This is a genomic window from Halorhabdus utahensis DSM 12940, from assembly GCF_000023945.1.
In the GTDB taxonomy this organism is placed as follows: Archaea; Halobacteriota; Halobacteria; order Halobacteriales; family Haloarculaceae; genus Halorhabdus; species Halorhabdus utahensis.
In genome coordinates this window covers 1,420,482-1,434,455 of sequence record NC_013158.1, presented here as the reverse complement: position 1 = coordinate 1,434,455, position 13,974 = coordinate 1,420,482, and the positions used below count along the sequence as shown (strand labels likewise).

Below are 13,974 nucleotides of genomic sequence, written 5' to 3'. Positions count from 1 at the left end.
CGTCACTGCCCCTTCGAGACGGCGTCGATCAGCCTTCCGGTCGCCGCCTCCGGATCGTCGGCGTTCGTGATCTCGGTGATGACGGCAACCCCCGCCGCCCCGGCGTCGATCACGCTATCGGCGTTCTCGGCGGTGACGCCCCCGATTCCCACGACTGGGATGTCGACGGCGTCGACGATTGCAGCCACACGGTCGATCCCGATCGCGTACTCCGCGTCGTCGATGTCGTCCTTCGAGCCCGTCGGGAAGATCGCGCCGACGCCGAGGTAGTCCGCGCCGGCTGTTTCGGCTTCGCGGGCGTCGTCGACGAACGACACCGACCGGCCGATGATCGCGTCCTCGCCGAGGAGTTCGCGGGCGACAGCCACGGGTAGATCCTCGTCGCCGAGGTGGACGCCGTCGGCCTCGAGTGCGAGTGCGAGGTCGACACGGTCGTTGACGATCAGCGGTACGCCCGCCTCCCGCGTGTGCTCGCGCACTTCCCGTCCCATCTCGTAGCGCTCGCGGGCGTTCACGTCCTTCTCGCGGAGTTGGACGACGTCGACGCCGCCCTCGATGGCCGCCTCGACGATCTCGGGTGTCGTTCGATCGCCCGACAGCGACGCCTGCGTGACGAGGTAGACACGCCAGTCAGTCATGACTGTGGATCGGACCGGTGCCACTGAGTGCGTTGCGGTTCAGTTCTCGGCGTCGCTTGCCCGGTGGGCACCCTCGACCCGTCGCTGGAGGCCCTCGTGATCGGGCGCGTACGCGAGATGCGTTTCACAGCCGCAGTCCGAGGCCCCGATCCCGCTGATCGGTGTCGCCGCGGCCGTGATCGCCCGCGCGACCTGACATTCGACGTCTTCGCCGACCGTCTTCACCACGTCCGTCAATTCCGTCCCGGGGTGCCCCAGCAGGTAATCGACGTGCCAGTGGCGAACGTCCCGCTCGCCCGCCGCGAGTTCGCGGTGGCGGTCGATCCGGCCGAACCCGCCCGTCCCGAAGGCGCTGCCGGTGTAGGCGTACCCGCCAGCCGCCAGCTCGCGCTCGCCCGCCGCGCCGAAGGTGATCGTCGCCCTCTCTGTGAGTTCGATCACGAGGGTGTAGGTCCCCTTGGCAGTCATCGTCGCTCCGTATGCCACTGGCGCCGAAAGATCTGCCGGAGTCGAGCGACCCGATCGCGTTCTTGGTCGGCCTAAACCATCACGTTTGTCCACCTCTGTTTTCATCGACCGGGAACACCCATGGGTCCTTTTTGGTTAACCTAGCGAATCCGTAGTTAGGTGAGACTAAATGAGTGAGGTACTGGCCGACGTGGGTTCAGGGGAGTCCGTCCGGTTGACCGAGGTACCGGACGGGGACACACGAGCACGGCTGTTACGCCTGGGATTCCTGGACGGGGCCGTCGAGTGTCGGCACCACATCCGGAAGGGGCCGGTGATCGTGCGGCGCAACGGGACGGATCTCGCCCTCGGCTCGGACCTCGCCGGCGAGATCGAGGTCGAACGGCCGACTGCGGGGGCGGGTGAGTGACCATGGAGGGCTGTCACGACACTGGGTGTGACGCGAGCGAGATCGACGCCGATTCCACCCTGGCGCTGGTTGGCTGTCCGAACGTCGGCAAGAGTGTCGTCTTCGCCGAACTCGCCGAGCAGTACGTCGACGTTTCGAATTACCCCGGCACCACCGTCGACACCACGCTCGCCGAGTTCGGCGACTACCAGCTGACGGACACGCCCGGCGTCTACGGCATCTCCGCGTTCAACGAGGAGGAGCGGGTCACCCGCGAGATCGTCCTGGAGGCAGACGCCGTGGTCAACGTCGTCGACGCGACCCACCTCGACCGGGATCTGTTCCTGACGCTGCAACTGCTCGATATGGGTATCCCGACCGTCGTCGCCCTCAATATGATGGACGAGGCCGAGGCCGGCGGGATCGATATCGACGTCGACGCGCTGGAGGATGCCCTGGGCGTCCCGGTCGTCCCGACCGTCGCCGTCGACGGCGAGGGGACCGACGACCTTCGCGAGCGGATCCCCGAGGCGACCGCGCCCGAAACGACCGCCGTCGAGGACTACTACGACGAACTCCCCGACGAACTTACGGCGACACGTGCCGAGAAGACGCTGCTGGTCGAGGGTGACGAGCCGCTGGCCCGCGAGGTCGACGTCGGCGGCGTGATGGCCGACGGCGGATCGGCCGCCCTGGTCGAGCCCGGACTGCGCGAGGAGATCTACGGGGGCCGTCGCTCGCGCGTCCAGTCGATCGCCGACGAGGTCCAGACCGTCACCGAGGTCGAGGGCGGGATCAGGGAGTGGCTCTCCGACCTCATGATCCACCCCCTGACGGGCACGCCGATCGCGCTGGCGATGCTCGGACTCATCTTCTACCTCATCGGCGGGGTGGTCGCCCAGCGGATCGTCGGCATCACGGAGGGCGACATTTTCGCCCAGCACTACAACCCCGCCGTCGAGGCGTTCGTGAGTGACCTCCTGCCAGAGGCGGCCTGGGTCGACCCGATCGAGTTCCTGCTGATCAACCCCGAACTCGGCCTGCTGACGATCACCGTCCAGTACGTCGTCGGCGTCCTGCTGCCGCTGGTGCTGGCCTTCTACCTCGCTATCGGGCTGCTCGAGGACTCGGGTATCCTGCCCCGGCTCGCGGTATTGACCGATCGCGGTCTCAACCGGATCGGCCTCAACGGCCGGGCGGTCGTCCCGATGATCGTCGGCGTCGGCTGCGTGACGATGGCGGTCATCACCACCCGGATGGTCGGCTCGAAACGCGAGCGCCTCATCTCGACCGCGCTGCTCGGCCTGGCCGTGCCGTGTTCGGCCCAGATCGGCGTCATCATGGGGCTGCTCGCGGGACTCGGGCTGGTCTGGTGGTTCGGCTACCTCGGCGTCCTGCTGGCCGTGCTCGGCATCGCCGGACTCGTCCTCGACCGGACGCTGCCCGGGGAGGGTCAGGCGCTCGTGACGGAACTCCCACGGCTGCGCGTCCCCCGGCCGGGCAACCTCCTCCGGAAGACCTACAACCGCACCAAGATGTTCCTGCGGGAGGCCGCGCCGCTGTTCGCCGCGACGGCCCTGGTCGTCTCCGCTCTGGATTACGTCGGCGGACTGGACGCGATCATGGACGGCCTGCGACCGCTGACGACGCTGATCGGCATGCCCGCGGACTTCGGGCAGATCCTCGTCCTCGGGCTGATCCGGCGTGACTTCGCCGCCGCCGGCATGACCGACATGGCGCTGAGCAACGCCCAGATATTCGTCGGCCTGATCGTCATCACGCTGTTTGTCCCCTGTATTCTGACGATGACGATGATCCTCAAGGAGCGCGGCAAGAAGAGCGCGCTCCTGATGTGGCTCGGCTCGTGGGTCGCGGCCTTCAGCGTCGGCGCGGTCGCGGCCGCCACGCTGGGGGTGCTCGGGGTATGAACTGCCCGACCTGCGGCCTCGACTTCGAGCCGACCGAGGACCTGCAGTGCCCCCGCTGTGGCGCGTCGCTGTCCTGCTCGACGGTCACCTGTGGCGACTGTGACGCCTGTGAGGGCGTCTTCGAACAACTCCGCCGGACCGCCACCGATCGGCTGCGTGCCGACGGCGGCACGGAGTAGGCTCCCCGCTCACCGGCCACACCTCGCTCGACCGACCGTTTCTTTTCCCTGTGGCCCCACGTCGTGGTATGGACCGGGCCGGGAGTACGGCGCAGGCGAGCAGTCCAACCACGGTACTGATCGGCGTGCTGGTCGTCGTGTTCCTCTTTCAGGAACTGCTTGGTGTTTTCGGCGTGTCATTCGCGTTCGCCCTCGCCTGGCCGCTCTCGGAGAACCCCTGGACGCTGGTGACGAGCGTGTTCGTCCACCGTCGGATCATGCATCTGGTCCCGAATGCCCTCTTCCTGTTCGTGATCGGGATCATTCTCGAACGCCGGACGGAACCCTGGCGCTTTTATGCGTTTTTCGTCGTCGTCGGGGTCATCGCCGGGGTGCTGGAGGTGACGGTCGGCCAGGTGCTGGGTGGACCGGTGGCGGTTCTCGGTGCCAGCGGCGCGGTTTTCGGCCTGCTCGGGTACATCCTGTCGGGTAATCCGATCACCGATGCCGTCGCCGACCGGATCAGTGTCGATCCGCGGGTGGCGATCCTCGTCATGATCGGCGTCGCCCTCGCGATCACGTGGCTGACGCGGGGCCGTCAGGTCGCACTGGTCGCCCACTTCACCGGCCTCGTGCTCGGGCTGCTCGCCGGGCGGGCACACGTATTACGAGCCGAGCAATCCACTCGATCGCCGCCCCGCGGCGGTCGACGGGGCCAGTTCTGATCAGAACGTACAGTCGTCGGGGACGGTCGATTCGTGGAGACGCGTGGCGACCCGATCGGCGACAGTCTCCAGGTGGTCGACGTCCTCGCGGTTGTAGGAGATCAGCGTCTCCAAAGCGGCATCGTCGCCGCGCTCGGCCTCGTACCACAGCCGAACGGCGTCCTTTCCCGAGAGGTCCGGCCGGTCGCGCTGGATGCCGACGTCTTTCTCGATCTGTTTGAGCCCGCCGGTCAGATCGATTTGCCGGCAGGGGTACATGAGATCGAGGTGCGGCCGGTCGAGGACGCCGTCGAGGTCGAACGATTGCTGGAGAAAGGGCACGTCGAAGCGTTTGCCGTTGAACGAGACCAGCAGGTCGGCGTCGGCGAAGACCTCCCGGAGGCGGTCGGCGGTGAGGTCGCGATCACGGACGAAGGTCTTCGTTTCGCCGCCCTGCCGGACGCTGACGGTCGTCACCGTGTCGTGGCGCTGATCCAAGCCGGTCGTCTCGATGTCGAAGAAGGCTGCGCCGTCCTGGAAGGATTCGTAGAGTCGCCACTGGGCCTGGCTGGGGAACTGCCGGCCGAAGTAGTGGCTGTCACCGTGAGCCAACCGCTCGCGAGCATCGTCGATGAACGTCTCGATTCGCTCGGCGGTCGTCGAGCCGACGGCGTCGGGGTAAAAGTCGTCCCAGTGGGTAATTCCCTGCCGCCACAGCTTGCGCTCGGTCTGCTCGCCGACGCCCCTGACCGGAATGAAACTCTGCTCGACGCGCACGATACTACCAGTGAGTGGTGGGCGGTCCTAAAGGTCGCGATGTCTCCGAGGACGTCACAGAGCGGTTAGGCGATCTGAAATGGGATGATGCGTCGTTCAACGATCTGCTGGACCGACGAGTGTGCCCTCGAAGCCGTGCATCTGGACGCACAACTTCGCTCACAGGATATTCGATTGGCCTCCGCTGATCTGCTCAACCCTGCTACTGCTTACGCCGCAGGTGGCACGTTCGTTACCCACAACGCCACGGATTTCGACAAGCCACCGCTGTACGACTTCGTCGATCTCGATCTCGTCGTGACCGATTCAACAGAAGTGTGTATTGCATTTCAACGGAGGTCCGGTAGTACTTTCCAGCCTTTCTTATCTGTTGGTCCCCTAGATTTAATACGATAAAGCACACTAGTCGTATATGCCGCATAAGACGGCACCGACGCGATCCCCCTCCAAGGTGAAGCGCGTCAGTTTAGGCAAAACCCCCGAAACGATGCGGGAGCGCCATTACATAATGGTGTCTCCTTGGAATTAGGCGTTTCGGGTGGTCGCTCAAGATCCATGCTCCGACCGCCTACCACCCTCGACGAAGAACCGACATTCAACTGGCTTAGGAACGGTCACGTTGGTGCCTCACCGAACGATTTGGAGGAGGACACGAAATAGTCATAATCTAGCCGAATATTGAGTTATATGCCTCGGCAATCGCGGCTGTTTCGGATGGAGCGCTGCGCAGTTGAAGTCAGCCATTCTTGGCTGTTGGTCAGACCGAGGTATCGTTTCAGATGGCCCCCTGTGGGCTTCACTTTCACATTGGTATGATGAACCTTATTAAAGAGCCGTATGATTTCAATGGCGGAATGTTAACAACTAAACGACGAGAGGTGGGGTGACGCTGGATGCGTGTACTCGCCCGGTTGCGGGCACGAGCCGACGCGGCATACGACAACGCGTATCATCACAAGCTCCGCGGGCGACTCTGGAAAGCGCTGGACGGGACCGAGTACGAGGCCAGCCACGACGAGAACCGTCCGAAGGCGTTTACCTACTCGAACCCCTTCCCGCCGGGCGACATGGACGAAGGTGACGAGCGAACGCTCCTCGTCGCCTCGCCGTACGAGGATCTGCTGGCCCACGTCGCCGCCGACCTGAAGGACGACCCCGAGCTGAACATCGGCGAGATGCCCTTCACCGTCGAGGAGATCACGCCGCTCGCGCCCGATGTCGGCGAACCCGGAACGAGCGGGACCATTTCGACTGGAACCGGCGTGTTGGTTCGAATTCCTCCTTGGCGCTTCGAGGAGTATGGGATCGAGACGGAACACGACGAGGCGGAGTTCTGGCGACCGGAACACACGATGGAGCCGTTCCGCAACCAGATCGAGGCGAACCTGGACAAGAAACATGATCTGTTCTGTCCGGAGTACCTGCCCGGACCGAGCGAGGTCGACGGCGAGTTGTTCGACGGCTACGAGTTGCTCAAGACGTTCGCGATTCCGGTCACGCCGACCACCGGCGAGACTGAGACGTGGGTGTTGAGCAAGTGGCGTTTCGAGTACACTGTTCGGAATGATGACCATCGGCGACACCTGAACCTGCTGTTGGACGTGGGTATCGGCGAACGGAATTCGCTCGGGTTTGGGTTCGTGAACATCGTCGACAAAACCGGCCCAGGTGAATCCGCGATGGAGGGTAAGAATGCTTTCGCCCGATGAATTTCGCGAGGAGTACCCACCGGAGCGACTGGACGACGAACTTCCCGAAATACCGATCACGTCGCTCCGGACGATCCAGTACCTCTACGGAAAGCTCTACACGCTCGCGACGGCGGGCGGTGGGACGTACGGCCCCTATCTCACGCCGGACGAAGCGGGTGATCTCATCGATACCGACGACAGCCTGATCGTCGTCCGAGTGGATCTAAGCGGCGAGGAGCCGGCGCTCGCCAAGAACGGCAGCGGTCCCGTCGAGGTCAGCCGCTACAGCGCCGACTTGGTCGAACGCGTCGGCCACTGCAAGTATCCGGCAGCGCGGGGCATCGACCACAGTGTCACTCACCAGGCGGGTCGGAACAGCGATCCCGAGAAACTCGCCCGCTACGCGAAAGAGCGTCTCACGAAGTGGGCGACCGATTCTGTCGTTCAGGAAGCGGCAGCCGATCACGAGGACGGTTGGATCGTCGAGGCACTGGCAACGCTGGGCGAAGACGACGACGCACTCGATCGTATCGAGGACGACCTTACCACCAAACTCGGCGGTGAGTCCACGACCGCGTTGCTCACTGTCCAGGTCAAAACCGAGCCCGACGGTGGATACCAGTGGCCCGGCGATCTCGACGTGTTCAACGAGGCGATGCGTCAGCGCAAGCTCTCGAAACTCGTCACCAAGAACAAGGCCGATGATTCCTCTGGCGAGGCCACGGATCTCGTCACCGGGCAGCGAACACGGACCGTTGGCACGTCCGAAGACCCACAGAACTACTTCCTGGGCAAGCAACTGGAGAAGTTCCCGGGCCTTGACATCGAGGAAGCCTGGCGAACCCATTCCATCTCCGAAGATGCGGCCGTGACGGTGATGAACGCCGAGACGTTCGTCGAGGCCTGTACGTATCGAACCTTCGGGGCGAAGGTGTACTATCTGCCGTACTTCTTCGGTCGGGCTTCGACCGAGGAAATCTACGAATTGTACAACCTACTGTACCAGGCAGCGACAGACGATGACGATCTCACACCTGTCGAGAAGGCCTACGAGGACTTTCAGGGGAACGATGACACGTCGCTCAGGTTCTACGTCTCGGCAGTCATGCCACACCAGATGTCTCGCTACGACGTCTTCGGTGAGACACTGAACGGCCGACTGCTCTATCCTCGGGACCTCGCGAGGCATCACAATCGGATCGTCAGCGACACTTCGGCGTTCAACACCGACACTGACTGGAGCGCGCCGCTGCCGACCAACGAGAACTGGGGGCTGCTGACAGCAGACGACGAAGCACTCCACTCCGTCTCGTCGGGGTGGTACTTCTACCAGACGTTTGGCGAGCGTGACGACGACGAAGCCGACGCCGACGACCCCCGGATCGAGGCACTCGTCAGCGTTCTCGGCGGGGACGCGATCGCCGTTGAGACGCTCCTCTCGGAGTACGTCGACCGGATCATCGCAGACGAAGACGACGATGAGGTCGAGGGGTTCCCGTCGTTCCGTGTCGCCTCACAGTTCGCCCAACTGTGTGCTCTGGCGACCGAGACACTCGATCTCCTGACGACCGACGACCCAGGGAAGCGACCGATTACGATCGAACCAGACTACGAGGTAGACACGATGGAATCACTCGAAGACATTCAGATCATCCCAGACGGCGGCCATCCCGCCGCACCGAAACTCGAATCGTTCATCGAAGAGACGCCTGCGATCGCGCGACAGTCAGACGCAGACGACGCGCTCGACGAGGCGGACGCCGAGCGACGCCAGTCGGTCAGAAACCAGCGTCGAGGTGCGTTCATGCTCGGCGCTCTCGTCGGTGAGGTCGGGAGCTATCAGGAGTACAGCGAAGACCGATCTACGACACTTGTCGATCAGTTCCCGGTGAAGTCGATCACGCAATCCCGGGTGAAGAAAGTCACACGCGAAGCGATCGGCAAGACGCTCACCTACACCCGTCAAGAGAAGAAAAGCGGCGGCAGTTTCCCGGGAACGAAATTCGAACACGTCGTCGAGGAACTTCGAAAGACGATCGTCAACCCGGACCCCGACGACTGGGACATCGACACCGAGGACCTCCGGTTCTACTACGCCCTCGGCGTGACGTACGGATTGAACGACCATCCCGAATGGGATTCCACGACTGAAGACACCGAGGAGGACATCTAACATGAGCGAACCCACACAGACCGTCGAGAACCGTTCCGAGATCGTGTTCCTGTACGATGCCGTCGACGCGAACCCGAACGGCAATCCGCTGAGCGGATCGAACAGGCCGCGGATCGATCCCCAGACCCAGCAGGCGATCGTCACGGACGTTCGGCTGAAGCGGTACCTCCGCGACCAGCTGGACGACGACGGCCACGGCGTCTACATCCGGAACGTTCAGGAAGAGGGCACGCAGTACACACGCGCCGAACTCCTCGAAGACAGGCTGAAGGCCGTCGATCCCGACGATTACGACCTCGATGACGACGAGGCAGCGGCGCAGTTCCGGGACGACGTCTTCGGGGAATACCTCGAAGAGAGTGCCGACGTACGCTACTTCGGCGCGACGATGTCTGTCGATACTGACAATGCGTACGCGAAACATCTCCCGGACCACTTCACTGGCCCAGTTCAGTTCTCGCCAGGCAAGTCGATCCACGCTGTCAACGAAAACGAGGAATATGACAGTCTCACCAGCGTGATCGCCACCCAGGAGGGGAAAGAACAGGGTGGGTTCGACCTCGACGACCACCGCATCCAGTACGGGCTCATTCGGTTCCACGGACTCGTCGACGAACACGGGGCCGCCGACACGAATCTCACGCGAGCGGACGTAGAGCGTCTCGATACACTCTGTTGGCGGGCGATCAAGAACCAGACCATCAGTCGGAGCAAAGTCGGCCAGGAGCCACGTCTCTACTGTCGCGTCGAATACGGCGAGGAAAGCTACCATCTCGGCGGCCTGGACAAGGATCTCACCCTTGACGACGAGGCCTCGAAGGACCACGACGAACTCCGAAACATCCGCGATCTTACGCTGGAGATCGATGATTTCGTGGATCGGATCTCGAACGCCAGCGACCAGATCGAACGCATCCGGGTGGTCGCGAGCGACGTCCTGGAACTCTCTCACGGGACCGACAGCGGTGGGCCGGACCTCCTGTACGACGCGCTTCGAACGGCAATCGGACCGGACCGAGTCGATGTCGTCGATGTCTACGACGAGTATCCTGAAACGCTGCCACAGAGCACCGGCGAGTGACCATGGACCAGGAATCGTCGAATGGGAGGACTGGGACGGACGGCAGCGATCTGGATCGTTGTCTGTCCTTCGAGATCCGGGGTCCGTGGGGACACTTCCGGCGCGTCGAGGGGAACGTTGTCAAACAGACCTACCGGATCGTTCCACGAACGACCGTCGCCGGGTTGATCGCGGCGGTGCTGGGCATCGACCGGGACGGGTATTACGATCTGTTCGGGCCGGAAGTATCCGCGATTGCCATCCAGCCCGTCGAGGAACTGCGGACGGTCAACATGCCGATGAATACCCTCTCGACGGCAGCGGGAGACCTCACTTCGCTCAATCCACGCGGGAAGATCAGCATCAAACTCCCCAACCCCACGAAGCTCCGCCAACAACACAACTACGAGGTCCTCGTCGACCCTGCCTACAGGATCGACGTTGCGCTCGCTGACGACGAGCGGTACGAACAGCTTCGAGAAACGCTGGCTGCCGGGAAATCTCATTACGTCCCGAGTCTCGGTCTCTCCGAGTACCTCGCCGAGATCGACTACCTCGGGGAGTTCGACGTCAAACCTGGCCCGGCTTCTGGGACCATCGCCGTCGACTCGGCGGTGCCCGACGCGATGGACGATGTCGTCCTCGATCCCGAAACGCGCTGCCAGATCGAACAGTCGCCGGCGTTCATGGCGTCCGACGGTAGCGGACGGACGACCACGGAGTACACCACGTATACATACAATCCCGACGCAGAGCCGTTGCAGGTCAGGGACGTACCAACCTCGCGCGTCGACGACCGGACCGTGGTGTTCGTCTGAATGGCGGAACGGTATTCCCATCCGCCCGAGGGCGGGCGGGAGGGGGTCGCACTCGAAGTCCACCTCGCCGACGTCGCCGACCGGGTGGCACACGTCGTCCCTGACGATGCGACGACTCCGACGGACGGATCACTGCGGTCTGTCGTCGAAACGCTGGCCTGGGTTCACGACTTCGGGAAAGCGACGACCTACTTCCAGGAGTACCTCCTCGAAGACAGTGAGGCTGACCCGCCTATGTTACGGCATCACGCTCCGATCGGGTCGTTCGCGGCATACCATGCCCTCGATACGCAGGGGTTCGATACCGAAACGTGTCTGGCAGGCTTCGTCGCCGTGGCGAAACATCACGGCAGACTCCCGAACGTCGCGGAGTACGTCGTCGATCGAACACACCGACGAGACGGTGATTCGAGACAGAATAGCGTCGAAAAGCGTCAGACGGTGGTCCTCAAACAGATCGGGGACATCCACGACACTGTCCCGGACCTCGCGGAGACGGTGTTCGAGAACGCGACTGGTGGTTCCGGGGGCTGGGAATCGTTCGTGCGAAGCTATCAGTCGGGGTCGCTGCTGAGTGAGATCGAGGAGACGGTGGGAACGCAGACGGCCGGTCGCGGCGTCGATCCGGATGCACTCTCCTCGTCGTGCTACGGGCTCGTCTTGCAGTGCTGGAGTGCACTCGTGCTCGCGGACAAAACCAGTGCCGCCGGTGCGGCAAACGAATCGGAGACGTACGCACCCAGTCAACCGGGATTCGAGACGATTTCCGATTATATCGAGGATCTGGAGGCAGGTGTCGATGCCGACAAGGCCGGGACGAAAACCGAGCGCCTGAACTACCATCGATCGGACGCCCGGAAAAATGTGCTCGACAACGTGGCGTCGTTCGCCGAGAGTGGTGGCGGCGTCGCGACGCTCACGCTCCCGACGGGGATGGGCAAGACGCTGACCGGATTGTCGGCCGCTTTCGCACTCAGAGACGCCCTCGGTGGCAATCGCGTGGTGTATGGCCTTCCGTTCACGAGCATCATCGATCAGGTCGTCGACGAAATCCAGGAAATCTACGAGACAGATACTGCAGGCCGGCTCCTTACTGCGCACCATCACCTCTCCGAAACGACAATTCGTGATACGGACGACCAGTCTGCCGACGATGCTGATCGGAACGACGACGTCGCAGGGATGCTGGGTGAAAGCTGGCGGGCGGGCGTGACAGTCACGACGTTCGTCCAGTTGTTCGAGAGCCTGGCCGGACCGCAAAACAGGCAGTCGATGAAACTCCCTGCCCTCCGTGACGCCGTCGTGGTTCTCGATGAACCACAGAGCCTCCCGCTGGACTGGTGGAAACTCGTCCCTCGACTTGTGGACGTGCTTACCGAGCAATACAACGCGACGGTTATCGCGATGACTGCCACCCAGCCACGACTGTTCGAGGACGAATTCGAACTCGTGGACGACCCGGACCGATATTTCGAAGTCGTCCGTCGCGTTTCCTACGAACTCGACGATTCGACCGAGCGCTACATCGAGTCTCAGAGCGAGCCAAAATCTTACGCGGCGGCCGCCAACGAACTCCGTGCGGCTGTTGAATCGGGACAGACAACGCTCGCTGTCTGCAACACTATCGACAGTGCGAGAGAACTCACAGAGCAAGTCGGCGACGGTAGTTTTGTCGACGTTGGTCGTCTTTACGACGACGAACTACAGGAAGCAGGGTCAGCTGACGACGTTGATCCTGTCGAACTCGCGAAGCGCGTTGCAGCGACCGACGACAATGCACTCCTTCACCTGTCGACTCGACTTCGGCCTGCGGATCGGCTCACGTTGATCGAGACGGCGAAAGCGCTCACCGAACGGGGCCATCCGACGCTCGCGATCTCGACGCAACTCGTCGAGGCCGGCGTCGACATCAGCTTCGATCGTGTGTTTCGCGACCTCGCTCCGATCGACAGTATCGTTCAGGCAGCCGGGCGGTGTAACCGTTCCTTCGAGCGCGAACAGGGAGTCGTCACTGTCTGGTGGCTCGACGTGCCCGACGAGCAGTCGAAGACGCCGGCAGAAGCCGTGTACAATCGCGGGACGACGCTGCTTCCTACTGTCGCAGACACGCTCCGACAGATCCGGGACGAATCCGGATCGCTTTCCGAGACTGACGTAGCTCGAAGGGGCGTAGAGTGGTATTTCGAACGGCTGCGAGAAGACAAGGATGTCGGGAAGCAAACGTATGCCGACTGGGTTGACGACGCGAAAGCGAAAGAACTCGGGACCATTTCGCTCATCGACGAACAGCTTTCGGCAGAGATCGTCGTTACCCGAACGCCTGCTGAACGGGAGCGGGCGGAAGCGATACGGAACGCTCAACGCAACTTCGAATTCGAGACGCTTGGCCAGTTGGTCGACGAGACGAAGCCGCTGCGTATTTCTGTCCCGTATTACTCCGAGGATAGCGAAACCGCCGATGCCATCACGGATCTTCCGCCACTCGTCGAAGACGAAGGCATATATGAACTCGACGTGCAGCAGAATCCGTCACACTTCGACCGAACGACGGGCTTCGTCGTTCCCGAGGCGAGCGTCGATCACCAGTTCCTATGAGTGGACACACTGACGAGCGGACCGGCGAAACCGATCCCGTCGATCTCCTCCTCGAATCAGCACGCGACGAGGCCGTCGAGTCGTCGTTTCACGTCACTGGTGTGATGATGCAATATTATGAAGTGTGTGAGCGCGAACTCTGGTTCGAGAGCCGCAACATCGAGATCGACCGGGAGAACCCGAACGTCGTCCGGGGAACGCACGTCGACGAGACGGCCTACGACGAGAAACGACGGAACCTGAGTATCGACGGTCGGATCGCGCCCGATCTGCTGGACGACGGGCGCGTCGTCGAGGTAAAGCCGTCCTCGACGCTGGTCGAGCCGGCACGCCTCCAGTTGCTGTACTACCTCTGGTATCTCGATCGGGTCGTCGGCGTCGAGAAAGAGGGTGTTCTGGCTCATCCGACCGAACGCAAGCGCGAATCGGTCGAGCTGACAGACGAAACTGTACAGCAAGTCGAGGACGCGATTCGCGGGATTTACGACGTCGTTCGAAGCGAGACGCCACCGCCCGCGACGGAAAAGCCGTTCTGTGAGTCGTGTGCGTACTACGACTTCTGCTGGAGCTGTTGAT

The 13,974-nt window shown here is 62.6% G+C and carries 13 protein-coding genes; 10 read left to right on the top strand and 3 right to left on the bottom strand.

The window, feature by feature from the left end; all coding sequences use genetic code 11:
- Positions 1–2 precede the first annotated feature (2 nt).
- Positions 3–638 (bottom strand): thiamine phosphate synthase, encoded by a 636-nt coding sequence (gene thiE, locus HUTA_RS07145; protein WP_015789213.1) that lies wholly within the window; start codon positions 636–638, stop codon positions 3–5.
- Between the two features lie 39 nt (positions 639–677).
- Positions 678–1,106 carry a GIY-YIG nuclease family protein gene (locus HUTA_RS07140; RefSeq protein WP_015789212.1) on the bottom strand — a complete coding sequence of 143 codons (429 nt, stop codon included), beginning with the start codon at positions 1,104–1,106 and terminating at the stop codon, positions 678–680.
- Between the two features lie 169 nt (positions 1,107–1,275).
- On the opposite strand from HUTA_RS07140, the gene HUTA_RS07135 reads away from it, so the two are divergent.
- From HUTA_RS07135 to HUTA_RS07120, 4 genes are all read left to right on the top strand, one after another.
- Positions 1,276–1,515: a FeoA family protein gene (locus tag HUTA_RS07135; protein ID WP_015789211.1), complete on the top strand. Its 240-nt coding sequence runs from the start codon at positions 1,276–1,278 to the stop codon at positions 1,513–1,515.
- Positions 1,516–1,517: 2 nt separating this feature from the next.
- Complete coding sequence (feoB, locus tag HUTA_RS07130; RefSeq protein WP_015789210.1) at positions 1,518–3,422, top strand: ferrous iron transport protein B; 1,905 nt, start codon at positions 1,518–1,520, stop codon at positions 3,420–3,422.
- Positions 3,419–3,601: a hypothetical protein gene (locus tag HUTA_RS07125; protein ID WP_015789209.1), complete on the top strand. Its 183-nt coding sequence runs from the start codon at positions 3,419–3,421 to the stop codon at positions 3,599–3,601. Before feoB ends, HUTA_RS07125 begins: the two co-directional genes overlap by 4 nt.
- Positions 3,602–3,669: 68 nt before the next feature.
- Complete coding sequence (locus HUTA_RS07120) at positions 3,670–4,305, top strand: rhomboid family intramembrane serine protease (RefSeq protein WP_015789208.1); 636 nt, start codon at positions 3,670–3,672, stop codon at positions 4,303–4,305.
- Here HUTA_RS07120 and HUTA_RS07115 read toward each other — a convergent pair whose 3' ends face one another.
- Positions 4,306–5,061, bottom strand: a complete 756-nt coding sequence (locus HUTA_RS07115) for a ribonuclease H-like domain-containing protein (protein ID WP_015789207.1) — start codon at positions 5,059–5,061, stop codon at positions 4,306–4,308.
- An 893-nt stretch (positions 5,062–5,954) separates the two neighbouring features.
- Between HUTA_RS07115 and cas6 the strand changes: the two genes are divergently transcribed.
- Genes cas6 through cas4 form a run of 6 tightly spaced genes read left to right on the top strand, consistent with a single transcriptional unit; the run spans position 5,955 to position 13,973 of the window.
- Positions 5,955–6,770: a CRISPR-associated endoribonuclease Cas6 gene (cas6, locus tag HUTA_RS07110; protein ID WP_015789205.1), complete on the top strand. Its 816-nt coding sequence runs from the start codon at positions 5,955–5,957 to the stop codon at positions 6,768–6,770.
- Complete coding sequence (cas8b, locus tag HUTA_RS07105; RefSeq protein ID WP_015789204.1) at positions 6,754–8,925, top strand: type I-B CRISPR-associated protein Cas8b/Csh1; 2,172 nt, start codon at positions 6,754–6,756, stop codon at positions 8,923–8,925. Before cas6 ends, cas8b begins: the two co-directional genes overlap by 17 nt.
- Position 8,926: 1 nt before the next feature.
- Positions 8,927–10,006 carry a type I-B CRISPR-associated protein Cas7/Csh2 gene (cas7b, locus tag HUTA_RS07100; RefSeq protein WP_015789203.1) on the top strand — a complete coding sequence of 360 codons (1,080 nt, stop codon included), beginning with the start codon at positions 8,927–8,929 and terminating at the stop codon, positions 10,004–10,006.
- Between the two features lie 2 nt (positions 10,007–10,008).
- Entirely contained in the window at positions 10,009–10,803 is a 795-nt protein-coding gene (cas5b, locus tag HUTA_RS07095; RefSeq protein ID WP_015789202.1) for a type I-B CRISPR-associated protein Cas5b, read from the top strand.
- Complete coding sequence (locus HUTA_RS07090) at positions 10,804–13,398, top strand: CRISPR-associated endonuclease Cas3'' (RefSeq protein WP_015789201.1); 2,595 nt, start codon at positions 10,804–10,806, stop codon at positions 13,396–13,398.
- Positions 13,395–13,973 carry a CRISPR-associated protein Cas4 gene (cas4, locus tag HUTA_RS07085; RefSeq protein WP_015789200.1) on the top strand — a complete coding sequence of 193 codons (579 nt, stop codon included), beginning with the start codon at positions 13,395–13,397 and terminating at the stop codon, positions 13,971–13,973. Before HUTA_RS07090 ends, cas4 begins: the two co-directional genes overlap by 4 nt.
- Position 13,974: the final 1 nt, after the last annotated feature.

Coding starts and splice junctions, on each gene's coding strand:
- thiE (WP_015789213.1), bottom strand. CDS start 638: ATGACTGACTGGCGTGTCTACCTCGTCACGCAGGCGTCGCTGTCGGGC.
- HUTA_RS07140 (WP_015789212.1), bottom strand. CDS start 1,106: ATGACTGCCAAGGGGACCTACACCCTCGTGATCGAACTCACAGAGAGG.
- HUTA_RS07135 (WP_015789211.1), top strand. CDS start 1,276: ATGAGTGAGGTACTGGCCGACGTGGGTTCAGGGGAGTCCGTCCGGTTG.
- feoB (WP_015789210.1), top strand. CDS start 1,518: ATGGAGGGCTGTCACGACACTGGGTGTGACGCGAGCGAGATCGACGCC.
- HUTA_RS07125 (WP_015789209.1), top strand. CDS start 3,419: ATGAACTGCCCGACCTGCGGCCTCGACTTCGAGCCGACCGAGGACCTG.
- HUTA_RS07120 (WP_015789208.1), top strand. CDS start 3,670: ATGGACCGGGCCGGGAGTACGGCGCAGGCGAGCAGTCCAACCACGGTA.
- cas6 (WP_015789205.1), top strand. CDS start 5,955: ATGCGTGTACTCGCCCGGTTGCGGGCACGAGCCGACGCGGCATACGAC.
- cas8b (WP_015789204.1), top strand. CDS start 6,754: ATGCTTTCGCCCGATGAATTTCGCGAGGAGTACCCACCGGAGCGACTG.
- cas7b (WP_015789203.1), top strand. CDS start 8,927: ATGAGCGAACCCACACAGACCGTCGAGAACCGTTCCGAGATCGTGTTC.
- cas5b (WP_015789202.1), top strand. CDS start 10,009: ATGGACCAGGAATCGTCGAATGGGAGGACTGGGACGGACGGCAGCGAT.
- HUTA_RS07090 (WP_015789201.1), top strand. CDS start 10,804: ATGGCGGAACGGTATTCCCATCCGCCCGAGGGCGGGCGGGAGGGGGTC.
- cas4 (WP_015789200.1), top strand. CDS start 13,395: ATGAGTGGACACACTGACGAGCGGACCGGCGAAACCGATCCCGTCGAT.